This window comes from Cellvibrionales bacterium, from assembly GCA_016713115.1.
Taxonomy (GTDB): domain Bacteria; phylum Pseudomonadota; class Gammaproteobacteria; order Pseudomonadales; family UBA7239; genus UBA7239.
The window spans coordinates 948,591-975,487 of sequence record JADJPU010000001.1; the positions used below are offsets into that span (position 1 = coordinate 948,591).

Below are 26,897 nucleotides of genomic sequence, written 5' to 3' on the forward strand. Positions count from 1 at the left end.
AAAACTTAAATTAGAAAGGCAATGGCAGTCCGCTATCCACTTGCTGCAGCTGCTGTTTAAACACATTTTTCACCGTGGCAAGTGAATCGGCATCGTCAGCTTCAAAACGCAGCGTCAATTCTGCCGCAGTATTGGACGCACGCACCAAGCCCCAGCCTTTGGCAAAATCCACGCGCACACCATCCAGTGTCGAAACCTTGCCATTGCCCCAATCGCCGCCGTCGATCAGGCGTTTCACCAACGAAAACTTTTTATCTTCCGGCACGGCAATACGAATCTCTGGCGTACTGCATGACGATGGGAAGTCAGAAAAAATATCATCCAAACTCTGGTCGCGTATCGACATAATTTCGATCAAACGCACAGCGCTATACACGCCATCATCAATACCAAACCAGCGTTCTTTGAAGAAAATATGCCCGCTCAGTTCGCCGCCGAGCATCGCGCCGGTTTCCACCATTTTGTTGCGGATATGTGAGTGTCCACTCTTACACATCACTGGACGGCCGCCACAACTACTGATCAGCGCATTCAAACGACGCGTGGATTTCACATCGAAAACAATATCGGTACCTGGATTACGCGACACCACATCTTTTGCAAACAGCATCATCAAACAATCCGGCAAAATCACTTCGCCGGTAGCCGTGACCACCGCCAAGCGATCTCCGTCGCCATCAAATGCCACACCGAGATCTGCGCCTTCGTTTTTCACCGCTTCAATCAAATCATTTAAGTTTGATAACACACTCGGATCCGGTTGATGGTACGGGAAGGTGCCATCCATATCGCAATACAGCGGCACCACATCGCAACCCAATTCTTCCAACAAACGCGGCGCAACCACACTCGCTACACCGCTACCGCAATCCACCACCACTTTGTAACTGCCTGCCAACACCACATCCGACACAATATGATCAATATACGCATCGATAATTTCTTGTTCGCTGTACTCGCCTTCATTTTCACTTTCACAAAAATTGCCGGTCTGTACTCGCTCACGAATGTGTTGAATTTCTTCACTCGCCAGCGTATGGCCATCGATCACCATTTTGAAACCGTTATCCGCCGCTGGATTGTGGCTGGCAGTGACCATAATGCCGCAACTGGTTTCTGGCAAAGTTTGCGTAGCAAAATTCATCAGCGGTGTGGGCACAGTGCCGATGTCCACCACGGAACAACCTGTCATCAATAAACCTTCGCGCACTGCATCTTTTAAGCGATATGTCGACAAACGCCCGTCACCGGCCAACACCACGCGTGAGTGGCCCTTTTCAATACACGCACTGCCAAACGCGCGCCCAATGCGTGTAGCCAAAGCATCAGACAGTTCGTTATCTGCGTTACCGCGAATATCGTAGTCGCGAAAAATGGTTGTCGGCACCACAAAATTGTCCGTGCCTGCCGTTGTTTTAACTGGCTGTGCCGTCTTGGGATTAATGGCGCGCACCTCTAGCACATCGTCATCTAAATCCAAATCAAACACATCGCCAGATTGGAACAAGGGATCCACCAAACCCGTGTCAGCATCGCCCTGTGCGGCATTGGCAGCGGCAAACTCCTCTTTATCAATTTTGCGCGCGCCTTTGATCTGAATTGGCGTAAAGTGTTCGGCTTCAGACTTTTTCAGCAATTGTGCTGCGCGGCGATTTATTAGCACCAAGACCACCACGCACAGAATCAGCGCAACACCTTGCGTGGCATACAACCAAAAAGCAGCCCAAGTATTTTCTTGCAACAGAGTCTCGCCTGGCACAACTTTCACTTTCCAATGCGGAACTTTGGTTTCCATTTCACTGCTAACTTGTTCCATGCGTTCGCCGTTACCAGTACGAAATACCACTTGCGCCACACCTCCGGGAAAGCGTTGCTGCAAAATAGTCTCGCCTATTTCTGGCTTCACTTTTCCAAGATTGTCACTAAAAACATGTTCATTTGTGATAATCAATACAAAGCCAACAATCTTTCCTGACTCATCATTTACAGGCAGCAAAAAGTCGAATACTCGATTATTGCTCTCCCCAAATGCCTCTGGATAAATTGCCGATTTATTTTCAATGGATGTCAGACGATCAAGCTGCGAAAACCGCAAATTCAATGATGAATAATCATTGCTAACAGGAATCAAGCGCACATCAACCACGCCCATATTGGCATTGGCTGCTTTCAACTGCTCAGCGATGGCTGGCAAAGCATCTGTACCCACTTGCTGTAGAGCTTGGGCAATCCCAAAACTTTTTATTTGCGATGTCAGCACAGTTTGAAATTTATCGATGTCCGTGTTCAGCACCTCAGCCTGTGTTATTGCTACTGCATCAACGGCTTTGCTAATACTATTCACATTGAGACTATCAAAATAGCGCGGTGCCTGAACGACTACCGCCAAGGCAACAATCACTGCTAACACAGCCATTAAAATTAGCGGGTTCTTTTCCTGACTACTTAATGCGCCCAAATGTTTCACGCGTTTCTGCTCTCCATCAAAAACTTTTTACTTGTTATTGTGTTTTGCAATTAAACGAACAATATTTTCTGCCAGTTGCTGCTTGCTCATGACAGGAAACTCTTGTTGCCCGTCACACCAAAATACCGTTGCTGCGTTGTCGTCACTGGAAAAGCCAATGCCAGCTTGACTCACATCGTTGGCGACGATCATGTCCAGTTTTTTCTTTGCATTTTGTCGCGCGCATATTCTGCTACGCACTGCGTCTCGGCGGCAAAGCCCACCGTAAACGGCTTGCGCGCCAAAGCGGCAACGCTGGCAATAATATCGGGATTTTTCACCAGTTCTAGCGTCAGCGTATCCGCCGCCTGTTTTTTAATTTTGTCCGCCGCCACGGCTGCAGGGCGATAATCAGCCACAGCTGCTGTGGCGACGATGATGTCGAACCCGTCAATCTCTGCCATCACCGCATCAAACATTTCCTGCGCGCTCACCACATCTTTGCGCTGCACGCGCGGCGGTGTCGGCAACGCAACGGGGCCCGCGATTACCGTGGTCAATGCACCGGCATCGGCACAAGCCTGCGCCAGCGCAAAACCCATCTTTCCCGAGCTGTAATTGCTGATGTAGCGCACGGGGTCTAGCGCCTCGCGCGTAGGGCCTGCGGTGATCAGCACGCGCTTGCCCGCCAACAGCCCCGATTCAAAGCGCGCGGCCAGTTTTTGCAGCAACTCATCCACTTCCAGCATGCGGCCAAAACCCACATCGCCGCAGGCTTGCACGCCCTCGGCCGGCCCCCACAGGGCAATACCGCGTGCCGTGAGCTGTTCGGCGTTCGCGCGCGTGGCCGGATTGCGCCACATACCTTGATTCATCGCCGGCGCTAAACACACAGGGGCGCGCGTAGCGAGGCACACGGCCGTTAGCAAATCGTTGGCTTGGCCCTGCACCAAGCGCGCCATGAAATCTGCGCTTGCAGGCGCGACCAACAGCACATCAGCCCAGCGCGCTAATTCAATATGTCCCATGCCTGCTTCGGCTTCTGGGTCGAGCAGGGTGGTGTGCACTGGGTTGCCCGACAGCGCCTGCAAGGTCAGCGGCGTAATAAATTCGATGGCGGCGGGCGTCATGATGACGCGCACTGTCGCGCCGCAATCCTGTAGGCGACGCACCAGTTCTGCCGCTTTGTACGCCGCGATGCCGCCGGTAATTCCGAGCAGCACTTGTCTATTGGCCAGCGAAGCAGTCATGCGCAGATCCGTTTGAAAGACACGAATAATCGAGCGCGGTAAGATAGCACGCACGCAAGGACATGCGTAGCCAGCTCATTAGCTAGCACCCACTGACTTTACACAACGACAAGGAGGTTTTATGCCGATTACCGATTGGCCGCTCAACGAACGCCCACGAGAAAAACTCTTGGCACAAGGTGCGACTGCACTCTCAGATGCCGAGCTGCTCGCCATCTTTCTGCGCACCGGCACACGCGGCAAAACCGCCGTGGATTTAGCGCGCGAGCTGCTCGCCGACTTCAACGGCCTGCGCCACTTGCTCTCAGCGGATCGCCGCGAGTTCTGCGCGCGTCACGGCTTGGGGTTGGCCAGCTTTGTGCAACTGCAAGCCGTGCTGGAAATGGCGCGGCGGCACCTGATGGAAACCTTGCAGCGCGACACCGTACTCAACAACCCCGCCGAGGTGCGCCATTACCTGAAGGCGCGCCTGCGCGATTACCGGCGTGAGGTATTTGTCTGCCTGTTTCTGGATACGCAACACCGCGTGATCTGCTGCGAGGAGCTGTTTCAAGGCACGCTGGATGCCAGCAGCGTCTACCCGCGCGATGTGGTGCAGCGCGCACTGGCGCTGAATGCAGCGGCGATAATCTTCGCCCACAACCACCCTTCCGGTATTGCGGAGCCCAGTCAGGCCGATCAGCGCATCACCACCCGCCTGTGCGAAGCCCTCGCGCTGGTGGACATACGCGTGCTGGATCACATGATCGTCGGCGATGGCGCAGTGCTGTCTATGGCCGAGCGCGGCTTGTTGTGATGATCGCCTCGCGCCGTTTTGCTTGCCTGAACCGGCGCGCTCTGGTATAAAGCGCAGCTCTTTTTTTGCGACCCTCTCCCCCCGTGCTGGGTCGCCGTTTCAATAACAGGTGTTCCATGTCCAGAGTCTGTCAGGTAACCGGCAAAAAACCTATCACCGGTAACAATGTTTCCCACGCGATGAACCGCACGCGCCGTCGCTTCGAGCCCAATCTGCACTATCACCGCTTTTGGGTAGCCACCGAAAACCGCTTCGTGCGTCTGCGCGTTTCTGCCAAAGGCATGCGCATCATCGACAAACTGGGCATCGACTCCGTCTTGGCGAGCATTCGCGCCAACGGCGAAAAAGTCTGATTCGCTTTTACTGATAGGAGCAACGCATCATGCGCGACAAAATTCGTTTGGTTTCCTCTGCTGGCACTGGCCACTTTTACACCACCGACAAAAACAAACGCACCATGCCGGAAAAAATGGAGATCAAAAAATTTGATCCCGTGATTCGCCAGCATGTGATCTACAAAGAAGCGAAGATCAAGTAAGCCCTGTTTACCTGATGCTATCCAAAAGCCCAGTTCGCTGGGCTTTTTTGTCTCCGCTATTTACGCCGCACAGCCACTATGCCCGAGCTGCCCGAAGTTGAAACCACTTGCCGCGGTGTAGCGCCCCACCTCGTCGGCAGCAGCATCCAACGAGCCATCGTGCGGCAGCGCCGCCTGCGCTGGCCTATCCCTGCGAGATTTGAGAAAAAAATTACCGGCCGGCGCGTGACCGCCATCGAGCGGCGCGCGAAATATCTTTTGCTGACTTTAGATGACAGCGCAACGCTGATCGTACATCTCGGCATGTCAGGCAGCCTGCGCCTGGATGATCCAACTACGCCGCACCGCAAGCACGATCACATTGAGTTGCACCTGAGCGGCGGTCTGTGTCTGCGCTACTGCGACCCACGCCGCTTCGGTGCGTGGCTGCACACCACCGACGACCCACAACAACATGCGCTGCTGGTCGATTTGGGTCCTGAGCCCCTCAGCAAACAATTCTCTGCCAAATACCTGCAAGAGCGCCTAAAAAACCGTAAACAGCCTATCAAAACGCTGATTATGGACAGCCATCTGGTGGTGGGGGTCGGCAATATCTACGCCAACGAAGCCCTGTTTTTGGCGGGCATACACCCGCAGCGAGCAGGGCAATCTCTAACGACCGATGACTGCCAACGCCTCGTGCAGCACATCAAACAGATTTTGCGGCGCGCTATCCAACGCGGCGGCACCACGCTGCGCGATTTTATTGGCAGCGATGGCAAGCCCGGTTACTTCGCGCAGGAGCTGCTGGTGTACGGGCGAGCCGGCGAGCCTTGCCTGCACTGCCAAGCACCGCTGGTGGAAATTCGCCTCGGCCAGCGCAGCACGGTTTTCTGCTCGCACTGCCAAACCCTGTGAAGAAAAGGCTTGCAAAATGGTTTTTGCCGTATTAAGTTTAAGTGTACGCTCTCTATAAATCATAAAGTTAGGGCACACTTCTTAGAAAATACGCCAACTTCAAAGGAGCATTGGCATGGCTTTTACCCTGAAAAAACTGTCTGCACCGTTACTGGCCGCTAGCTTATTGCTGCCTTCCCTCAATGCCTTCTCTGCGTCAACGGTTGCTGCTGATCCATTTACTGACAACAGACCCACTGCTCTGGCAATGGTGACGGATTTAGTCATTCTGCGACCACTCGGCACTGCGGCCACGGCCGTTGGCGGTGTGGCTTGGCTACTCAGTTTGCCGTTCACCCTGCCCGTTGGCGGCGCTGACGAAGCGGGTCATGTGCTCGTGGGTGAGCCGGCGGTGTACACCTTCTATCGCTGCTTAGGCTGCACTAGACCCGGCCACAAAGAAAATGGCGCTACGCAAAAATAATTTATAGCGCTTAAGTGCTGTCATACAAAAAAGCCGCAGTGATTGCGGCTTTTTTTATTCTCGTGCTTTTAAGGCATCGCTTACATTTGCTGCGCTCTACGCGCGGCAAACTTTTCCGCCAACGCATCCACCACCATGGGGTGCACAAACTTGCTGATGTCACCGCCCAGCGAGCCTATTTCCTTCACCAAGCTGGATGAAATATACGAGAGGTGATCGGCCGGTGTGAGAAACAAACTTTCCACATCCGGTGCGAGTGCGCGATTCATATTCGCCAACTGAAACTCATACTCAAAATCCGATACCGCCCGCAAGCCGCGCACCACACCACTCGCCTTTTGCTGATGCACAAAATCCACCAACAAAATATCAAAACCAACCACTTCTACATTGTTGAGATGGCTCAATACACGCTTGGATAAATCTACTCGCTCTTCCAAGGTCAACAAAGGGCCTTTGCGCTTGCTGGACGCAATAGCGACGACAACCGAGTCAAATAAACGACAACTGCGTTCGATTAAATCGACATGACCATTGGTGATGGGATCAAAAGTGCCGGGATAAATAACTTTTCGCATAAAAACCCCTAAAAAGTTGCGACGGGGAAAAAGAAGCAGTGAACGGCATGGTACCGGATTTACTTAGCTGCTCAAGCAATTTTTTCGCCGCGACGCCACAGTGCATAACACACTTGCCCAGCGCGCTGCTGACGATAAGTCGCAAATCCTTCCGGCGGTGCCATCAAAACTGTCGCAGGTTGTTCGACATAAATCCACGGATCTTCCGCCAACAATTTGTACTGCTCCAGCGATGCAACTACCGCAGCCGGCGATAGCGTTGTATCAGCAAACGGCGGATCAATAAACACCACATCAAATACGTCAGATGCTGATGACAACCACGCCACGCTGTCGGCGAGAACAATCTGCGCAGCATCTGCCTCTAGTTGCTGCTGCGTTATGCGCAAACCGCGTACAGCCTGTGCGTTGCGCTCCAGCAAGGTGCAATGCGCTGCACCGCGCGACAACGCCTCAAAGCCCAACACCCCGCTGCCAGCAAACACATCCAAACAGCGCGCGCTGTGCAACACCGGCATCAACCAATTGAACAGTGTTTCGCGTATGCGATCACCGGTTGGGCGCAGACCTTCGCCATCCACAAAGGCAATTTTACGCCCGCGCCAACGCCCGCCGATGATGCGCACACGGTTGTCAGTCTTCGCCTGCGATTTACGCAAAGTCTCTCTCCAGCATAAAGGGAGTGATAGGATAACATCCTGCAAAATCCGCTCCTCTCTTCTTGGAAAATAGCGACACTCATGGCAATTTTTGGCTTCGGCAAAGACAAGAAAACCAGCGAACAACCTGCAACGCCTGCTGCAGTTGTTGAACAGCAAACACTCGCACCCACCGCTACCCCTCAAGAAGCTGTCCCCCAGGAAGCCGTGCCCGCCGCCACTACCGAAAGTTTATTCAGTCGCATCAAACGCGGCTTGGCACGCACTGGCAGCAGCATCGGCGAAGGCATCGGCACGATTTTGCTCGGCAAACGCCAAATTGATGACGAACTGATTGAAGAATTGGAAACGCGATTGCTGTCGGCCGATGTGGGCATTGATGCCACCACAGTGATTCTCGACGATCTCACTGCACGCGTAGCGCGCAAAGAACTCACCGACGGCGATGCGCTGTACAAAGCCCTGCAAGAAAATTTGCAGCAGATGTTACACATTGCCGAAGCACCACTTGTCATTGATAAAACACGCCGGCCGTTTGTTGTGTTAGTCGTGGGCGTGAACGGCGTAGGTAAAACCACCACCATCGGCAAATTGGCGATGCGTTTACAGCAACAAGGCCATAGTGTGATGCTCGCCGCCGGTGACACATTTCGCGCAGCTGCCGTTGAACAATTGCAAGTATGGGGCGAACGCAACCATGTCGCCGTAGTTGCGCAACACACAGGCGCAGACAGTGCATCAGTTATTTTTGATGCAGTACAAGCGGCACAGTCACGCAATATCGATGTAGTGATTGCCGACACCGCCGGGCGTCTGCACAACAAAAGCAACTTGATGGAAGAATTGAAAAAAGTAAAGCGCGTGATGGGAAAACTGGACAACAGCGCGCCGCATGAAGTTCTGTTAGTGCTCGATGCTGGCACCGGACAAAACGCGATCAATCAAGCGCAGCAATTTCACGAGGCCGTCGGTGTTACCGGCATCGCACTCACCAAACTTGACGGCACAGCCAAAGGCGGCGTTATTTTTGCTTTGAGTCAAGCATTAAAACTGCCGATTCGTTTTATCGGCGTGGGTGAAAAAATGGAAGACCTACAAGTATTCAGTGCTGCGCCTTTTATTCGCGCTTTATTTGGTAAAAATTAATTTCTTTTGCATGATTGAATTTCAGCATGTCGCCAAGCAATACCCAAATGGCTTCGAAGCACTGAAGCACATCAACTTTTCGCTCGCGCCCGGTGAAATGACTTTTTTAACTGGACACTCTGGCGCAGGCAAAAGCACTTTATTAAAACTGATGATGCTGATGGAACGCCCCACGCACGGCAGCATCGTTGTCGCGGGGCAAGATCTCGGCAAATTAAATACTGCCCGCATTCCCTACTACCGCCGCCACATCGGCGTAGTGTTTCAGGATCACCAATTACTCCCTGATCGCAGTGTGTTTGACAATGTGGCGCTACCACTGCACATCGCTGGTTTTTCACCCAACGATATTGGCCGCCGCGTGCGCGCCGCGCTCGACAAAGTGGGCTTGCTCGACAAAGAAAAAAACTTTCCGATTGCGCTTTCCGGCGGCGAACAACAGCGCGTGGGCATTGCACGCGCGGTGGTCAACCGTCCGCCCGTGTTGTTGGCCGATGAACCAACAGGCAACCTCGACCCAGAATTATCGGAAGAAATCATGCGCTTGTTTGGTGATTTCAGTCGCGTGGGGTCACGGTACTGATCGCAACACACGATCTCGATTTGATTCACCGCTTTGGCAAACACCGTGAACTGGTGTTACAGCGCGGACGCTTGATTCGCGGCGGGAGCCAATAACAATGGCTGCTCTCGAAAAAAATAAACCCGCGCGCGGCGCCACTGCACTTGCGATGAGTTGGCGCGTATTGCTGCGCGCTTGGTGGCAGCACCATCGCAAATCGGCGCGCGACAGCTTGCAACAACAATTGCGCACACCGTTTCAACACCTACTTACGGCTGCAGTAATCGGCATCACACTGGCACTGCCTGCCTTGTTTGCCTTGGCCATCAAGAATTTCCAACAGCTTGGTGAGCAATGGCACGGCAACCCCAAAATCTCTGTGTTTTTAGATCGCAAAACCAGCAACAGTGATATCACTAATCTACAACAACAATTACAAAATAATACAGCTGTCAAAACGGTGACACTCATTACTCCCGAGCAAGGCTTGGCCAGTTTTGAAAAAAGCGCACACCTGTCGAACACTTTAACTTTGCTCGATGAAAATCCGCTGCCGCCGCTATTGGTTGTCGAGTTACAGGCAGACACCACACCTAACACCGTACAAGATTTACAAATGCAGTGGAAAAAACTGTCGCATATCGACAGCGTGCAGGCGGATTTTGCATGGTTAAAAAAATTATTTAATCTGATGCAACTGGGTGAGCGCATCGCGCTTGGCTTGGCAATTTTACTCGGCATCGGTGCATTACTTTCCGTCGGTAATACCGTGCGTTTGGCCTTAGAAAATCGTCGTACTGAAATTGTTGTTGCGTCATTGGTGGGCGCAACCGATGCCTTTGTTAGGCGGCCGTTCCTCTACAGCGGATTTTGGTTTGGCATTTCCGGCGGTGGTTTGGCAATATTGCTGGTTGCAGCGGGTTATTACAGTGTCATCGCGCCGGTTACTGCACTGGCTGCTTTGTATCAATCCAACTTCGTGTTGCAAGGTCCCGATATATTGACCGCTTTTTGTTTGCTGATGGCCGGCATTGCGATTGGTGTGCTCGGCGCATGGCTCACCGTAGGCAGTCATTTGCGCGCCATGCGGCCACAATAATTCAGGAAAGTTTTTTTCGCGCGCGATCATCTGCCGCTTTCGTGCGGCGCGTCGGTTCCGCTTCTAATGGATTTTCTGGCCAATAATGCTTTGGATACTGGCCGCGCATATCTTTTCGCACTTCTTTGTACGCATTCTGCCAAAAGCTGGCTAAATCTTGCGTGACAGCCAAAGGCATTTGGCGCGGCGACAATAAATGTATCAACACGGGCACTTTTCCATCTGCAATACGCGGCGTATCTTTTGCGCCAAACATTTCTTGCAAACGCACCGGTAACACCGGCTGCGCGCCAGAGTAATCCAAGGCGATGCGTGAACCGGTAGGCACAACGAGATGCGCAGGAGCTAGGCGATCCAACATTTGTTGCTGCGCATAATCCAATCGTGATTGCAACGCCGCTAACCAATCCACTTGTGACAACTGATTGCGGCGAGTGATTCCCTTCAAAAAAGGCAGCGCCCAATCTTCTAATGTGGCTAGCAAATGCGCTTCGTCAAAACTTGGGAAATTGTCTGCCAAATTATTGTCTGACAGCCACCGCACGCGCTGCAACCACTGCTGCGCTGGATCAGAAATGGGTAAATTGTTCCAGCCAGCTTGACGCAAGCCACCACACAATACTCGCGCCACGGCATCACCGCGCGCAGGCAATTTTTTTTCTTTAACTATGATGGCACCAAAGCGTTGCACTTCGCGCGCCAACACCGCTTCTTCTTGTGTCGACCACACCACCTCTTCGCCAGAAAAAAACAACTCAGATAAAAAAGTTGCCAAGTCTTCTTCCTGCACAGCCGCCGCTAAATAAATGCGTGCATCACGGCCATCGCCATCCAAATCGGCAACTGCAATCCACAACTCACGCATCAAAATACTGTGCCCTGTCAACACAGCACCCGCACCGCTGGCCAATTGCCAGCGTTCGCCGCGCTCATCGCGCCGACGCGCCACGCGCTCTGGGTAGCACAGCGCCAACATCAGGCCAACTTTATCTTCGTGTTGTACGCTGTCATTGGAAATAGCGAGCATCTGCCGCAAGCGTTTCACCTGCAACTTAACACGCTCGCGCGCACCGCGATCCACCGCACCACCGTGTTGCAAAGCTGTCCAGCGCAAATAAAAATCCGCGTCTTTTTCGCCGCGCAAAACATCGCGCTCATCCAATAGTGCCGCCACATCACGAGCCAATGCGCCCATACCGTGCTCGTTGGCGCGCAGCAACATATGCGCATAACGCGGATGCACGGGCAGTGCGACCATTGCACGACCATGTGCAGTAATTTTTTGCTCGGTATCCAGCGCACCTAGTATCTGCAATTTTTCACGCGCTTGCTGCAAATGTGCCGCTGGCGGCGCACTCAAAAATGCCAACTGTTTTTCGTCTACACCCCACTGCGCCAATTCCAAGGTCAAGGGCATTAAATCGCTGTGCGCTATTTCTGGCGTGGGGAATTGCGCCAACATTTTGTGTTGCTCTGCACTCCACAAACGGTAGCACGCGCCCGCTTGCTGTCGGCCCGCGCGCCCTGCGCGCTGGGTTGCTGTTGCCTGCGATACGCGCGTGGTCACCAAGCGACTCATGCCGCGCCGTGGATCAAATTGCGCGGTACGCACCAAGCCCGCATCCACCACCACACTCACACCATCAATCGTCAGCGATGTTTCGGCAATACTGGTAGACAAAATAATTTTTCTTGCGCCGCCAGCCATTTTTTGCAATGCAGATTGTTGCATCGCCGTTGACACTTCGCCATGCAAAATATGTATTTGATCGGCTGACACCACATCACTCTGCTCTAAGGCTGTTTTAACTTGCAGAATTTCACGCTTGCCGGGCAAAAACACCAGCACATCACCCTGTTGTTCTCGATAAGCACGCTGCACAGCACACAAAACGGACTGCGCAAAGCTATCGCCTTGTTGCAACAACAAATCGCCACCCAAGTAAATTATCTCAACAGGATAGCTGCGCCCTTTGCTGTGTATCACGGGCGCATTGTCCAATAACGCCGAGACAGCAACACCGTCCAAGGTGGCTGACATCACGACTATTTTTAAATCGTCGCGCCAATTTTTTTGCACATCTCGCGCCAGCGCCAAACCGAGATCGGCGTGCAGGGAGCGTTCGTGAAATTCATCAAAAATAATCAGCCCTACGCCGCTGAGTTCGGGATCATTTTGTATCTGGCGCGCCAGCACGCCTTCCGTCACCACTTCAATTTTTGTGCGCGCAGAGACTTTGCTCTCACCGCGTATGCGATAGCCAATTGTTTCACCGACATTTTCTGCAAGCTGCTGCGCCATGTACTGCGCGGCGCGTATCGCTGCCAAACGGCGCGGCTCCAACATCAGAATGCGCCCTGCAACGGTGCCAGCGTCCAGCAGCGCCAATGGCACGCGCGTGGTTTTGCCGGCACCGGGCGCTGCCGATAACACCACACACGGCGCAGCACGCACGGCATCGCACAAGACAGACAGAACCGTATCAATAGGCAGTGATAACTTCATACAGCGGCGTGTGCTTTCACAAAATACGACTCTTGGTGTTGTTTTGCTGATCGCTTAGACTGAGCAGCGATCGAGGTTTTAGCATGCACACTTTAACATCTGAACATTTCGCCACACTCACTGCACAAGGTTACAACCGTATTCCTGTGGTGCGCGAGTTGTTTGCGGATTTAGAAACACCGCTCTCCTGCTACTTAAAACTGGCGCGCCAACCGTACAGCTATTTGCTGGAATCCGTACAGGGCGGCGAAAAATGGGGGCGCTATTCTTTCATCGGCCTACCCTGCCGCACCCAACTCATCGCGCGCGGCAACACGATTACCGTGCAGCGCGATGGCAAAGTATTACAGCACGAGCAATGTACAGATCCGCTAACGTTTATCGAACAATTTCGTGCGCAGTATCGCGTAGCCGAGTTACCTAACTTGCCGCGCTTTACCGGCGGCTTGGTCGGTTTTTTTGCGTATGACACGGTGCGCTATGTCGAGCCGCATTTGCAAAAAACGCAACCACAGCAAGACCCGCTCGGCACACCAGATATTTTGTTACTTCTGTCTGAAGAAGTGTTGGTGTTTGATAATTTATCCGGTCGTATTTTGTTGATTGTGCATGCCGATACTGCACAAGAAAATGCGCTTGCTCTAGCGCAACAGCGCTTGGATATTTTGCAAGCACAACTCGCCACAGCAACACCCGCATTACCACCAATTGCACTCGCTGCGCCGGCAGATGCCAAATTGGAAGAGCAATTTGTTTCTTCATTTGGCGAAACCGCATACAAAAATGCTGTCGGCACTATCAAAGAATTCATCTTGGCAGGCGATACCATGCAAGTGGTGTTATCGCAACGCATGTCGCTACCGTTCGATGCGGAGCCTTTAAATTTGTATCGCGCCTTGCGCAGTTTGAATCCATCACCCTATATGTATTTTTTAGATTGTGGTGATTTTCACATTGCTGGATCTTCCCCAGAAATTTTGGCGCGCTTGGAAAATGGCGCCGTCACCGTGCGGCCAATCGCAGGTACGCGCAAACGCGGCAATTCCGCCGAAGAAGATCGCGCACTTGCAGAAGATTTGCTGGCCGACCCCAAAGAAATTGCCGAACATCTAATGCTGATTGATTTAGGGCGCAACGATGTCGGTCGCGTCGCCAAGACCAGTAGCGTACAACTGACAGAAAAAATGGTGGTGGAACTCTATTCGCATGTTATGCACATCACATCCAATGTCACCGGAGAATTGCGTGACGGCCTAGATGCTATGGATGTGCTACGCGCTACGCTGCCCGCTGGCACTTTATCTGGCGCACCAAAAATTCGCGCCATGGAAATTATCGATCAACTCGAAATGGAAAAACGCGGTATTTATGGCGGCGCAATTGGCTATCTCAGTTGGAGCGGCAATATGGATACCGCCATCGCCATTCGCACCGCTGTTATCAAAGACAAAAAACTGTATATCCAAGCGGGTGCGGGCATTGTTGCCGATTCGGTGCCGCAATCGGAATGGGATGAGACCATGAACAAAGGGCGCGCGGTATTTCGCGCGGCAGCGATGGTGTTGGCGGGAAAATAATATGCGAGACGATGCGCACGAACTTGGATTAATTATCGACTCACATACGCCACTTATTATTATTCAATCACACGAAGAAACGCGCGTGTTGGATTTGCTGATGCAGGCAAGCAACACGCGCACTTTGCCGATGCAAGTGTGGTCTGTCACGGATGGATTGCGCGCTATGGGCTTCAGCATCGGAGAGACCGAGGGTGAACAACTTACAGATCTCGATGCCGCCCTGCTCGCCATCAAACGCACACGCAGTAAAGGATTGTTTGTACTGTGTGACACGCAAAGTTTTTTAAACAATGAACACCCAAAAACCGTGCGTTTGTTAAAAGATGTCTTACTGCAATATGACAGTATCAATCGCACTGTCGTACTGCTAGGTCATGAAGTACCGCTGCCGCCAGCACTGCGCCGCTACGCTGCCGAGTTTGAATTATCTACTCCCAGTGACGACGAGATACTTGCTATCATTCGTGAAGAAGCGAGTGCTTGGTGTCAAAAAAATCAGCAGGCCCGCATCAAAACTGACAAGCTCGCACTAGATCGCATCATCATGCATTTGCGCGGCTTACCACCAGCTGATGTTCGCAAACTGGCACGGCAATTTATTCATGTTGATGGCATCATCTCTCATCAAGATCTTCCGTTAATTAGCAAAAATAAAATGCAAATACTGGATGTGGATGGTGTTCTGCAATACGAATACAGCACAGAGAGTTTTGCACAAGTCGCCGGCTTAGAAAATTTAAAGCACTGGCTTAATAAAAGACAACACGCCTTCCTAACGCCATCCAATACCGTAGATACACCAAAAGGTATTTTGTTGCTCGGCGTACAAGGAAGCGGTAAAAGTCTCGCCGCCAAAGCGGTAGCTGGTTTGTGGAGCTTGCCATTATTGCGCTTAGATTTTGGCGCCCTATACAACAAATACTACGGTGAATCTGAAAAAAATCTGCGCGAATCTTTAAAGCTCGCTGACAACATGGCGCCTTGCGTATTGTGGCTTGATGAAATTGAAAAAGGCATCGCAGGAAAGAACGATGATGATGGCACCAGCCAGCGTGTGCTTGGTACTTTTTTAACATGGCTGTCTGAAAGGCAGCGCCCTGTTTTTATCGTGGCAACTTCAAACAATATTGCCAATTTACCGACTGAGTTAATTCGTAAAGGCCGTCTCGATGAAATCTTTTTTGTCGACCTTCCAAAGCCTAAAGTGAGAGAAGAAATTTTTGCGATCCATCTCATCAAACGGAAGCACGACCCAAGTTTGTTTGATTTGCCGATACTTGCTGCGGCATCCGAAGGTTTTTCTGGCGCAGAAATTGAGCAAGCGATAGTGGCAGCCACCTACTCCGCACAAGCTCAACAACAACAGCTGCAAACATCAGCAGTTTTGGATGAACTATCACACACCAAACCCATTGCCATTGTGAAGGCAGAAAGCATCACCGCCTTGCGCGCTTGGGCAGAAGATCGCACCGTCTCTGATGATTAAACAAACATCTCCTATTCGTCAGGAAATAAAAAAGGGCATCAATTGATGCCCTTTTTGTAACAGCTTGCCGTCAGTTGCCGCTGGCGATTCTGCCGGAGATGATCTCCACAAAACCCACATCCTTGATATTCTTCAGCTTGGCTGGTTTAGCCGGGTTCTTCTGCACCCACATCTGCGTATCTGCTTTTGGCGCTGAAGTGATGATGTCGCTGTAACCATCCAAGTTCACATCACCACCGTTTGCCAAGTAGAGCCCACGGTTATCTTTCGCGCGCACACCCAGCACCGGCTCGTCGATTGATACGCCGGTTGCGCCGTTCAACAAATATACAGCACCTGCATCTTTCAGCACTTTGCCTTTGGTTTTGGGTGGCACGGGCGGCAGCGTTCTGTCGCGGCCTGGCGCACCAGCCACCACATCCAGCTGGCCATCGTTGTCGATGTCGCCGCCGGCCGCCACGCTCCAACCCAAGCGATCACCTGCGGCTTCTCCGTTTTTCGCGAGAATACGCACACAGGGGATGCCTGCATTGACACAGGAGTAGCCGTATACCGCACCCGCCTGTTTCATCGGTTTGCCGGTAGTGACATTGGTCACGGTGTGGCGGTAAGCGCCCACGACGATATCTGCCTTGGTATCGCCGTCGAGATCGCCCGCACTGGCAACGCTATAACCAAACCAGTCACCGGCGTTTTCACCACTGACACGCACCCACTCGGTGCCGTCAGCGCCCGAGTACACCACGGCGGCACCTGCGTCTTTCTTACCGGCAACATCTGCTTTTGGCAAGCCAACCAGCACATCTGCATGACCGTCACCATCTACATCTCCGGCACCTGCAACCGCACTGCCCAAACTGTCGCCAGCGGTGTCGCCGCTGATAGGGAACAACGAGGAAGCAACATCGCAGGCATTGGCACTCGAATCAACCGCTGCCGCCAAATCTGCCCCTGAACACACCAGAGCGCGACCAGCGTCTTTCAGCGGCTTGCTGTCGACAACCGCAATATCCGCTTTCGGCACACCGATCACTACATCGGGGTTGCCATCATTGTCCGTGTCGCCAGCGTTTGCCACCGACCAGCCCAAGTTGTCGCCCGCCGCCGTACCTTGCGCACTAGCCATCAGCGCGCCGGTTTGACCGTTAAACACATACACCTTGCCAGCGTCTTTCAACACTTTGATTTTACCTTCAACAGTGATGGTCACATCGGCTTTCGGAGCGCCGACGATGATATCGGCATAGCCATCATTGTTCACATCCGCACCGGCCACGCTATAACCGAACCAGTCGTTGCTCTTCTCGCCCGTCAGCGGCGCAGCGCTAAATAGCTCGCTGCCATCGCGACCGGAGTACACATACACACGACCGGCAGATTTCAGCTTTTTGGTGCTCGGGGGCAAGGGTTTATCCCACAGATGGGCGCCAACCACGACATCATTGATGCCATCGTTGTCCACATCACCGGCATTGGCCACTGAGATGCCGAAGGTGTCTTTCTTAAACTCGCCCCATTTGCGCATCAACACACCAGGATCCGCGTCATAAGGATCCGCATCGCAGGCATCACCTACACCGTCACCGTCCGTGTCTTTCTGATCTGCATTAGCAACAGCAGGACAGTTGTCTGCGTTGTCACCTACACCATCGCCATCATCGTCGGTAGTTTCGGTAGGGTCATTCGGGAACGCATCGCAATCGTCGCCCACGCCATCGCCATCCGTATCAGTCTGTGCAGGGTTGGATACCGCTGGGCAGTTGTCGGTCGCGTTGTCCACGCCATCGCCGTCGGTATCACCCGTTGGCGTGCTGTCGCAAGCGTCGCCCGTGCCGTCACCGTCGGTGTCGGTCTGTGTTGGGTTCGCGACCGCTGAGCAGTTGTCGGCATTTTCATCCACGCCGTCACCGTCGGTGTCGCCGTTCGGGGTGCTGTCGCACGCGTCGCCCGTGCCATCGCCATCGGTGTCAGTCTGGGCAGGGTTTGCGACCGCCGGGCAGTTGTCGGTGGCGTTGTCTACGCCGTCACCGTCGGTGTCGCCGGTTGGGGTCGTGTCACAGGCATCGCCAATCGTGTCACCGTCGGCATCTTCTTGACCAGGGTTTGCTACTGCTGGGCAGTTGTCCGTCGCGTTGTCCACGCCGTCACCGTCGGTGTCGCCGGTCGGGGTCGTGTCGCAAGCATCACCAATCGTGTCACCGTCGGCATCTTCTTGACCAGGGTTTGCTACTGCTGGGCAGTTGTCGGTGGCGTTGTCTACGCCGTCACCGTCGGTGTCGCCGGTTGGGGTCGTGTCACAGGCATCGCCAATCGTGTCACCGTCGGCATCTTCTTGACCAGGGTTTGCTACTGCTGGGCAGTTGTCCGTCGCGTTGTCCACGCCGTCACCGTCGGTGTCGCCGGTCGGGGTCGTGTCGCAAGCATCACCAATCGTGTCACCGTCGGCATCTTCTTGACCAGGGTTTGCTGCTGCTGGGCAGTTGTCCGTCGCGTTGTCCACGCCGTCACCGTCGGTGTCGCCGTTCGGGGTGCTGTCGCACGCGTCACCGGTGCCATCGCCGTCGGTGTCGGTCTGCGTTGGGTTGGAGACCGCTGGGCAGTTGTCGGCATTTTCATCCACGCCGTCACCGTCGGTGTCGCCGTTCGGGGTGCTGTCGCACGCGTCACCGGTGCCATCGCCGTCGGTGTCGGTCTGCGTTGGGTTCGCGACCGCTGGGCAGTTGTCGGCATTTTCATCCACGCCGTCACCATCGGTGTCGCCGTTCGGGGTGCTGTCGCACGCGTCACCGGTGCCATCGCCGTCGGTGTCGGTCTGCGTTGGGTTCGCGACCGCTGGGCAGTTGTCGGCATTTTCATCCACGCCGTCACCATCGGTGTCGCCGTTCGGGGTGCTGTCGCAGGCATCGCCCACGCCATCACCATCGGTGTCGGTCTGGGTCGGGTTCGCGACTGCTGGGCAGTTGTCGGCATTTTCATCCACGCCGTCGCCGTCAGTATCGCCGTTCGGGGTGCTGTCGCAGGCATCGCCCACGCCATCACCATCGGTGTCGGTCTGGGTTGGGTTCGCGACCGCTGGGCAGTTATCGGCATTTTCATCCACGCCGTCGCCGTCGGTATCGCCGTTCGGGGTGGTATCACAGGCATCGCCCGTGCCATCACCGTCGGTGTCGGTCTGGGTCGGGTTCGCGACTGCTGGGCAGTTGTCAGCATTGTTGTCGACACCATCACCGTCGGTATCACCGTTCGGTGTACTGTCGCAGGCGTCACCGATGCCGTCCAGATCCGTGTCTTCTTGCAGCGGATTTGCCACAGCCGGACAGTTGTCTGACAGGTTATCAATGCCATCACTGTCGGTATCACCGTTCGGTGTACTGTCGCAGGCGTCACCGATGCCATCCGCGTCGGTATCAGTTTGCGTCGGGTTCGCAATCAGCGGACAGTTGTCACTCAAATTATCCACGCCGTCAGAATCGGTATCACCATTCGGTGTACTGTCGCAGGCGTCACCGATGCCGTCCACGTCGGTATCAGTTTGCGTCGGGTTCGCAATCAGCGGACAGTTGTCACTCAAATTATCCACGCCGTCAGAATCGGTATCACCATTCGGTGTACTGTCGCAGGCGTCACCGATGCCGTCCACGTCGGTATCAGTTTGCGTCGGGTTCGCAATCAGCGGACAGTTGTCACTCAAATTATCCACGCCGTCAGAATCGGTATCACCATTCGGTGTACTGTCGCAGGCGTCACCGATGCCGTCCACGTCGGTATCAGTTTGCGTCGGGTTCGCAATCAGCGGACAGTTGTCACTCAAATTATCCACGCCGTCAGAATCGGTATCACCGTTCGGTGTGGAGTCACACGCGTCACCGATACCGTCCAGATCCGTATCTTCCTGCAATGGATTCGCGATCAGCGGACAGTTGTCGCTGTTGTTATCGATGCCATCAGAATCGGTATCACCATTCGGTGTCGAGTCACACGCGTCACCGATGCCGTCCACGTCGGTATCAGTTTGCGTCGGGTTCGCAATCAGCGGACAGTTATCTGTATTGTTATCAATGCCATCACCGTCGGTATCGCCATTCGGTGTCGAGTCGCACGCGTCACCGATACCATCGGCATCGGTATCTTCTTGCAGCGGATTCGCGACAGCCGGACAGTTGTCTGACAGGTTATCAATGCCATCACTGTCGGTATCACCGTTCGGTGTACTGTCGCAGGCGTCACCGATGCCATCCGCGTCGGTATCGGTCTGCGTCGGGTTCGCAATCAGCGGACAGTTGTCTGACAGGTTATCAATGCCATCACCATCGGTGTCACCGTTCGGCGTGCTGTCGCAGGCGTCACCGATGCCATCCGCGTCGGTATCGGTCTGCGTCGGGTTCGCAATCAGCGGACAGTTGTCTGACAGGTTATCAATGCCATCACCATCGGTGTCACCGTTCGGCGTGCTGTCGCAGGCGTCACCGATGCCATCCGCGTCGGTATCGGTCTGCGTCGGGTTCGCAATCAGCGGACAGTTGTCTGACAGGTTATCAATGCCATCACCATCGGTGTCACCGTTCGGCGTGCTGTCGCAGGCGTCACCGATGCCATCCGCGTCGGTATCGGTCTGCGTCGGGTTCGCAATCAGCGGACAGTTGTCTGACAGGTTATCAATGCCATCACCATCGGTGTCACCGTTCGGCGTGCTGTCGCAGGCGTCACCGATGCCATCCGCGTCGGTATCGGTCTGCGTCGGGTTCGCAATCAGCGGACAGTTGTCTGACAGGTTATCAATGCCATCACCATCGGTGTCACCGTTCGGCGTGCTGTCGCAGGCGTCACCGATGCCATCCGCGTCGGTATCGGTCTGCGTCGGGTTCGCAATCAGCGGACAGTTGTCTGACAGGTTATCAATGCCATCACCATCGGTGTCACCGTTCGGCGTGCTGTCGCAGGCGTCACCGATGCCATCCGCGTCGGTATCGGTCTGCGTCGGGTTCGCAATCAGCGGACAGTTGTCTGACAGGTTATCAATGCCATCACCATCGGTGTCACCGTTCGGCGTGCTGTCGCAGGCGTCACCGATGCCATCCGCGTCGGTATCGGTCTGCGTCGGGTTCGCAATCAGCGGACAGTTGTCTGACAGGTTATCAATGCCATCACCATCGGTGTCACCGTTCGGCGTGCTGTCGCAGGCGTCACCGATGCCATCCGCGTCGGTATCGGTCTGCGTCGGGTTCGCAATCAGCGGACAGTTGTCTGACAGGTTATCAATGCCATCACCATCGGTGTCACCGTTCGGCGTGCTGTCGCAGGCGTCACCGATGCCATCCGCGTCGGTATCGGTCTGCGTCGGGTTCGCAATCAGCGGACAGTTGTCTGACAGGTTATCAATGCCATCACCATCGGTGTCACCGTTCGGCGTGCTGTCGCAGGCGTCACCGATGCCATCCGCGTCGGTATCGGTCTGCGTCGGGTTCGCAATCAGCGGACAGTTGTCTGACAGGTTATCAATGCCATCACCATCGGTGTCACCGTTCGGCGTGCTGTCGCAGGCGTCACCGATGCCATCCGCGTCGGTATCGGTCTGCGTCGGGTTCGCAATCAGCGGACAGTTGTCTGACAGGTTATCAATGCCATCACCATCGGTGTCACCGTTCGGCGTGCTGTCGCAGGCGTCACCGATGCCATCCGCGTCGGTATCGGTCTGCGTCGGGTTCGCAATCAGCGGACAGTTGTCTGACAGGTTATCAATGCCATCACCATCGGTGTCACCGTTCGGCGTGCTGTCGCAGGCGTCACCGATGCCATCCGCGTCGGTATCGGTCTGCGTCGGGTTCGCAATCAGCGGACAGTTGTCTGACAGGTTATCAATGCCATCACCATCGGTGTCACCGTTCGGCGTGCTGTCGCAGGCGTCACCGATGCCATCCGCGTCGGTATCGGTCTGCGTCGGGTTCGCAATCAGCGGACAGTTGTCTGACAGGTTATCAATGCCATCACCATCGGTGTCACCGTTCGGCGTGCTGTCGCAGGCGTCACCGATGCCATCCGCGTCGGTATCGGTCTGCGTCGGGTTCGCAATCAGCGGACAGTTGTCTGACAGGTTATCAATGCCATCACCATCGGTGTCACCGTTCGGCGTGCTGTCGCAGGCGTCACCGATACCATCCGCATCGGTATCTTCCTGCAACGGATTCGCGACAGCCGGACAGTTGTCTGACAGGTTATCAATGCCATCACCATCCGTATCGCCATTCGGTGTCGAGTCACACGCGTCACCGATACCATCCGCATCGGTATCTTCCTGCAATGGATTCGCAACGAGCGGACAGTTGTCACTAGCATCGGCAATGCCATCACTGTCGGTATCTGGCGTTAATGTACCTGTCAGGAAAACGCCTTGATCGGCTGCTTCAGCCGGATCACAGTCAATGGATGAGCCCTGATCTGCCAGACCACCCACCCAGCACACGGAATCATTGGCAAAAGCACCACCACGGATGTGGGTGTCGATGTCATACGAAATAGTGAACTGCAAAGTAGCCGGGCCATTACCGGTAACAACAGCGCTATTGTTCTGGTTGATTGGTGTAGTGACAGAAGTGTTAAGCACACCGGTTGTTGGCAGCGCCAGACTTCCACTATCAAGCGTATCGCCAGACAGTGAAGTGGTAACTGCTTTAGCTTCGATTCGCCTGTTGTTGCCGCCATTATCGACAGCCTGAATAATTCCCTTACGCAGAATGCCGAGATCAAGTTTCCAGTTGCCCGAACCGGTGATATTCACAGTCACCAGATAACTGGGCCGATAGTAAAGATTGATGTTGATAGACACTTGTGACTTGGAACGCAACTGGTTCGCGTATCGAGAAGTAAACGTAGTACCGGTAAAATTACTGCTTGTGCTGGAATTCCACTCACTCCTGCCATTGGGAACGCTGAAAGCAGAATCATCCTTCCATGTGATACCAGGGCAGGCGCCTGCTGCAGGGCAATCCGGCTCTGGCGCAGTGTTATCTCCCCACGTACCCGCTGTATTGTTTGAAATAGTGAGGCCGGTTATTGCGGGAGCGGCACTGGCTAGCGGGCTGAACGCCAGCGCCGCCAGCAGCAATATGCCGTGCAAGACTGATTGGTTTGAAATGTGCGTGTTACCGGAAAACCAGGTAAGAATCATGCTGAGCCTGCGATATCTATGCTTATCCTTTGATCATCTCACAGGCCAATGTAGTGGTCAAGTAAAACCGGACACGGGTTTAGGTTTTTATGCAGCCTGAAGCTCCATAGCCACCGGGGTTTTGTAGCCGTTGTAACTGTGCAACCGCACATGGTTGTAATAACGGTTCACGTAACGCAGCACATCGGCTTTGGCTTCCTGGATATTCTGATAACCATATTGGGGTATCCATTCTGATTTTAGGCTCCTGAAGAATCGCTCTGTTGGCGCATTATCCCAGCAATTTCCACGACGGCTCATGCTCTGCTTGAGCCGGCAACGCCACAGCACCTGACGAAATACCAGGCTCGTGTAATGACAGCCCTGATCCGAGTGGAACATCACGCCTTTGGGTTTATTACGTGCTTCAAACGCCATGCGTAATGCTTGCGCAGTGAGTTGAGAATCCGGATTCGTTGACACCGCCCAACCGACAACGCGACGCGCATACAGATCGATCACCACAGCCAGATACATCCACTGTGTACCTGCCCAGATGTACGTCACATCACCACACCATACGCGATTGGGTTGATCAACTTCAAAGGCGCGATCAAGGTGGTTTGGTGCGATACGCGATTCATCTTCCGCGATTTTATAGCGGTGTTTACGTGCTTGTTTGCTGCTAACACAGGCTTCCCGCATCAAACTGCGTGCCATATACCTTCCCACATCAAAACCGTCTTCACGCAAACGCGCCGACACCGTACGGGCTCCAGCAGACCCACGGCTTTCCTCATGGATACTGACAACCTGTTCACGCAGTTGCTCGCGTTTTGTATCCACGCGATCACGCTGTGCCTTGCCATCGTAAAAACTGCTGCGGTGAACGCCAAAAGTTTTGCACAGTTCACTTACCGGGTAATGCTCGCTCAATGCGTCAATCATCGTTACCGATTGAAAGAGTCCGACATCAAGAGAGCTGTAGCCTTTTTTAGGATTTCTTTCTCCCGTTCAATCTTCCGGATCCTGGCTTCCAGCTCCTGTATTCGTTGCTGGTCGGGTGTCATGGCACGGGACTTGGCAGGCGTCTTGCCTCGTCGTTCATCTGTCAGCTGATCAACCCAGCGGCGTACGGCTGTTTCGCCAACGCCCACTGCATCACAGGCTTCCCGTATGCTGTAGTCCTGATCCAGCACCAGACAGGCCGTCTCGTGCTTGAACTCGGTGGAAAAGCTTCTTCTGTTGGTCATTATGGAGCACCTCTGTATCGGGCAGCAGTTTACTGCCCATAAGAGTGTCCGGAATCATTAGACCACTACACAATTCTTTACCACAATACGCACTCTCCGCCTCACAAGAGAGGCGAGGGGAATCGATACGTAGCATACTCTTATTGTCGGGCAGACTGCAGGTGCTGGGCCAATGCCGATTGCAGCGCCTGTTTCAAACTTTTTCCGCTGAGCGGTTTGTACAGTGCGCGTTGAATACCGACATTTTCTAGCGCTTGTTTGCTCGGCGCGCGGCTCACACCCGTCAGCATCATCATGATCATTTTTTTGCTGTTGATCTTTTGATCTTCACGAATATGCGCCGCAACTTCCAAACCATTCATCATCGGCATTTCAAAGTCAATTAACGCAATATCAAACAACTCATCGGTATTGGTATGTGAACGCAAAATCGCCAATGCTTCTGTGCCGCCATGCGCGGACTGGACAATCATGCCCCACTGCGTGGCTTGCTGCTCAACAATGGAACAATAGGTCACATTGTCATCCACAATTAACAAACGCCGTCCCTGTAGCGACAAAGCATCCTCTGTTGGATGTGCCGGACTGGAATGTACATCCAACGGCAAACTGAACTCAATAATTGCGCCACCATTAGCGAACAATTGCATGTTGAATTTTCCACCCATCAGATACAAATATTGCTCTGCAATAGTTAAATTGAGGTTATCACTGGAGTGCAGTTCTCGCGTGCGGGCAGCATGATGACGATCCATTAATGTGTTCTGGTCGGAGTGAATTTCAAACAAAATTTGATTGTCCTCCACAGTCTTCGCACTCAGCACCACTTCGCCTTGCTCAACATTGCGCAGTGCAAATTGCAGCAAATTAACAATGACATGCTGTATTTTTTCCTGATCGCCTTTTACGAAACCAACAATACTGCTGTCGATATGATAAATAAGCTCGACCTTGCCAACTTCAGCGCGACCACGGCAGTTTTCAACGCATGATTCAATCAATCCCGTCAACTCAAAAGGCGCACTATTCACATCCACATTGCCGCGCTCAATGGAAGATAAATCCGACAATCTGTTTGTAACATCCAACAACATTAAGCCAGAGTTATGGATGGTTTTTATTTGGTTGCGTTGTTGATCGGTCATATTGCCGGACATCAACAAATCAGCCATTCCCAACACCCCGCTGATCGGTGTGCGCAATTCATGACAAATATCTGACAGATTGACCAATGTGCGAACTTCGATTTTCTTTTCCTCAACTGCAGGAGACCGCTCCGCCTTATCACGCAGCCTTTCAGCACGGTACGCCATTGTAGAAATGAACATTACCAGCGTTTCAAAAATAATGGTCGCCGCCACACCCCAAGAAGAAAAGGCTCCCTGCGGCAACAAGCCATTCACATTAAAAATAGCGATTAATGCTACGCAGGCCGTTATCGCACGTACCACAATAAAATGGCGCGCCAACACATATTCCTCCATGTTGGCATGCAATGCGACGCCAAAAATAAAAATTACACCAAATGAGGCAAGAACAGAGGCCATCACCGCACTGATATGTGGCGGAATAAACCAATTGACAATAGCTCCGATCAAATTCAGTACAGCAACCGTTGTGAGCACATGGTGCTGCCACGGCACGCGTTTGCGCGTTTTCATCAAACTCTGCACATACAGCGAGCCAAACACCCCCACTAAAAAAACAGGGGTTGTGATTTGATGATCCAGCAACACTTCACTACTATCAAACCATGGCAACCAATAGCCGTGCCATGCCATCTGAATAGCTGCCATGGACAACAAAACAAAACCATTCCACAAAAACGCACGGAATCGATAAACAGCGAAAGCACCAAAATGCACCAACGCCAAAAATAACAGTCCGCCCAGCAGAAAACCCTGCCACCATTCCTGTTGACTCACTGTTGTAATGTATTCATGCGGCGTGCTGAGTAGCAGCTGTACATTGACCGCTTTGTCAGACTCCACGCGCACAAAATAGGTATAGGCCGCGTGCCCAGCAATATCCAAATTAAACAAACTGATGGGATAGTTGTATGCGCGATCCGTGTACGGTGTGGCTGATCCTAATTTGCTGTGTTTGTGCAGCTGTCCTGTTTGCGAGTCGATAACATAGAGATCGACATAATCGATATCAGCGGGCGAAGCTTCCAGAATGAAGCGCATTTCTTCGTCGCGCTGATTTTCTATCGTAAAGCGCAACCAATACGCCGAGGTGGTGTAACCGAAATACAACTCCGCCATAGACGCTGGCGAAAACTGATACGCATAGCGATCAGAAACCACATCATCAATGGTGAGGTCGCCACTTTTATCTTCCAGCACATCAATATAAGGCGATAGCGGCAACCGCACCGCATCGCTGTTAATTTCCACCAGCGGCGCCGCGATCAACGATTGAGAAAACAACATCCAAACAACAACTGCAAACCACGGTATGCAATGTTTCATAGCCATATCCGGCAAGG

At 53.3% G+C, this 26,897-nt stretch carries 15 protein-coding genes and 3 pseudogenes; 10 read left to right on the forward strand and 8 right to left on the reverse strand.

The features are described from left to right. Positions 1–10: 10 nt before the first annotated feature. The gene (locus IPK30_04575; protein ID MBK8102561.1) at positions 11–2,467 is read right to left on the reverse strand and encodes a phosphomannomutase/phosphoglucomutase; all 2,457 of its coding nucleotides are present in this window, start codon (positions 2,465–2,467) and stop codon (positions 11–13) included. A 27-nt stretch (positions 2,468–2,494) separates the two neighbouring features. After that, a pseudogene (gene coaBC / locus IPK30_04580) lies at positions 2,495–3,696 on the reverse strand (bifunctional phosphopantothenoylcysteine decarboxylase/phosphopantothenate--cysteine ligase CoaBC). A 121-nt stretch (positions 3,697–3,817) separates the two neighbouring features. Here coaBC and radC point away from each other — a divergent pair. The 5 genes from radC to IPK30_04605 all read left to right on the forward strand — a co-directional run bounded on the left by radC (position 3,818) and on the right by IPK30_04605 (position 6,393). Beyond that, positions 3,818–4,492, forward strand: a complete 675-nt coding sequence (radC, locus tag IPK30_04585) for a DNA repair protein RadC (GenBank protein MBK8102562.1) — start codon at positions 3,818–3,820, stop codon at positions 4,490–4,492. Between the two features lie 116 nt (positions 4,493–4,608). After that, entirely contained in the window at positions 4,609–4,845 is a 237-nt protein-coding gene (rpmB, locus tag IPK30_04590) for a 50S ribosomal protein L28 (protein ID MBK8102563.1), read from the forward strand. 29 nt (positions 4,846–4,874) lie between these two features. Continuing rightward, positions 4,875–5,030 (forward strand): 50S ribosomal protein L33, encoded by a 156-nt coding sequence (rpmG, locus tag IPK30_04595; GenBank protein ID MBK8102564.1) that lies wholly within the window; start codon positions 4,875–4,877, stop codon positions 5,028–5,030. Between the two features lie 78 nt (positions 5,031–5,108). Further along, positions 5,109–5,930 carry a bifunctional DNA-formamidopyrimidine glycosylase/DNA-(apurinic or apyrimidinic site) lyase gene (mutM, locus tag IPK30_04600; GenBank protein MBK8102565.1) on the forward strand — a complete coding sequence of 274 codons (822 nt, stop codon included), beginning with the start codon at positions 5,109–5,111 and terminating at the stop codon, positions 5,928–5,930. A gap of 115 nt (positions 5,931–6,045) precedes the next feature. Next, positions 6,046–6,393 carry a hypothetical protein gene (locus IPK30_04605; protein ID MBK8102566.1) on the forward strand — a complete coding sequence of 116 codons (348 nt, stop codon included), beginning with the start codon at positions 6,046–6,048 and terminating at the stop codon, positions 6,391–6,393. Positions 6,394–6,473: 80 nt separating this feature from the next. On the opposite strand, the gene coaD is transcribed toward IPK30_04605, so the two are convergent. Together coaD and rsmD are read right to left on the reverse strand one after the other, a co-directional pair. Further along, positions 6,474–6,971, reverse strand: a complete 498-nt coding sequence (gene coaD / locus IPK30_04610) for a pantetheine-phosphate adenylyltransferase (protein ID MBK8102567.1) — start codon at positions 6,969–6,971, stop codon at positions 6,474–6,476. Positions 6,972–7,042: 71 nt separating this feature from the next. After that, complete coding sequence (rsmD, locus tag IPK30_04615) at positions 7,043–7,630, reverse strand: 16S rRNA (guanine(966)-N(2))-methyltransferase RsmD (protein ID MBK8102568.1); 588 nt, start codon at positions 7,628–7,630, stop codon at positions 7,043–7,045. 81 nt (positions 7,631–7,711) lie between these two features. Between rsmD and ftsY the strand changes: the two genes are divergently transcribed. From ftsY to IPK30_04630, 3 genes and pseudogenes are all read left to right on the forward strand, one after another. Next, positions 7,712–8,776 (forward strand): signal recognition particle-docking protein FtsY, encoded by a 1,065-nt coding sequence (gene ftsY / locus IPK30_04620; protein ID MBK8102569.1) that lies wholly within the window; start codon positions 7,712–7,714, stop codon positions 8,774–8,776. 10 nt (positions 8,777–8,786) lie between these two features. Beyond that, a pseudogene (ftsE, locus tag IPK30_04625) lies at positions 8,787–9,454 on the forward strand (cell division ATP-binding protein FtsE). Positions 9,455–9,456: 2 nt separating this feature from the next. Then, entirely contained in the window at positions 9,457–10,437 is a 981-nt protein-coding gene (locus tag IPK30_04630; GenBank protein ID MBK8102570.1) for an ABC transporter permease, read from the forward strand. A 1-nt stretch (position 10,438) separates the two neighbouring features. Here the strand turns inward: IPK30_04630 and hrpB are convergent, their stop codons facing one another. Continuing rightward, positions 10,439–12,943 carry an ATP-dependent helicase HrpB gene (gene hrpB, locus IPK30_04635; GenBank protein MBK8102571.1) on the reverse strand — a complete coding sequence of 835 codons (2,505 nt, stop codon included), beginning with the start codon at positions 12,941–12,943 and terminating at the stop codon, positions 10,439–10,441. 83 nt (positions 12,944–13,026) lie between these two features. On the opposite strand from hrpB, the gene IPK30_04640 reads away from it, so the two are divergent. After that, positions 13,027–14,520, forward strand: a complete 1,494-nt coding sequence (locus IPK30_04640) for an anthranilate synthase component I (GenBank protein MBK8102572.1) — start codon at positions 13,027–13,029, stop codon at positions 14,518–14,520. Between the two features lies 1 nt (position 14,521). Next, positions 14,522–16,009, forward strand: a complete 1,488-nt coding sequence (locus IPK30_04645; GenBank protein ID MBK8102573.1) for an AAA family ATPase — start codon at positions 14,522–14,524, stop codon at positions 16,007–16,009. A 70-nt stretch (positions 16,010–16,079) separates the two neighbouring features. Here the strand turns inward: IPK30_04645 and IPK30_04650 are convergent, their stop codons facing one another. From IPK30_04650 to IPK30_04660, 3 genes and pseudogenes are all read right to left on the reverse strand, one after another. Beyond that, the gene (locus tag IPK30_04650) at positions 16,080–23,174 is read right to left on the reverse strand and encodes a thrombospondin type 3 repeat-containing protein (GenBank protein ID MBK8102574.1); all 7,095 of its coding nucleotides are present in this window, start codon (positions 23,172–23,174) and stop codon (positions 16,080–16,082) included. An 87-nt stretch (positions 23,175–23,261) separates the two neighbouring features. Continuing rightward, a pseudogene (locus tag IPK30_04655) lies at positions 23,262–24,406 on the reverse strand (IS3 family transposase). A gap of 140 nt (positions 24,407–24,546) precedes the next feature. Next, positions 24,547–26,880, reverse strand: a complete 2,334-nt coding sequence (locus IPK30_04660) for a response regulator (protein ID MBK8102575.1) — start codon at positions 26,878–26,880, stop codon at positions 24,547–24,549. Between the last annotated feature and the right edge of the window lie 17 nt (positions 26,881–26,897).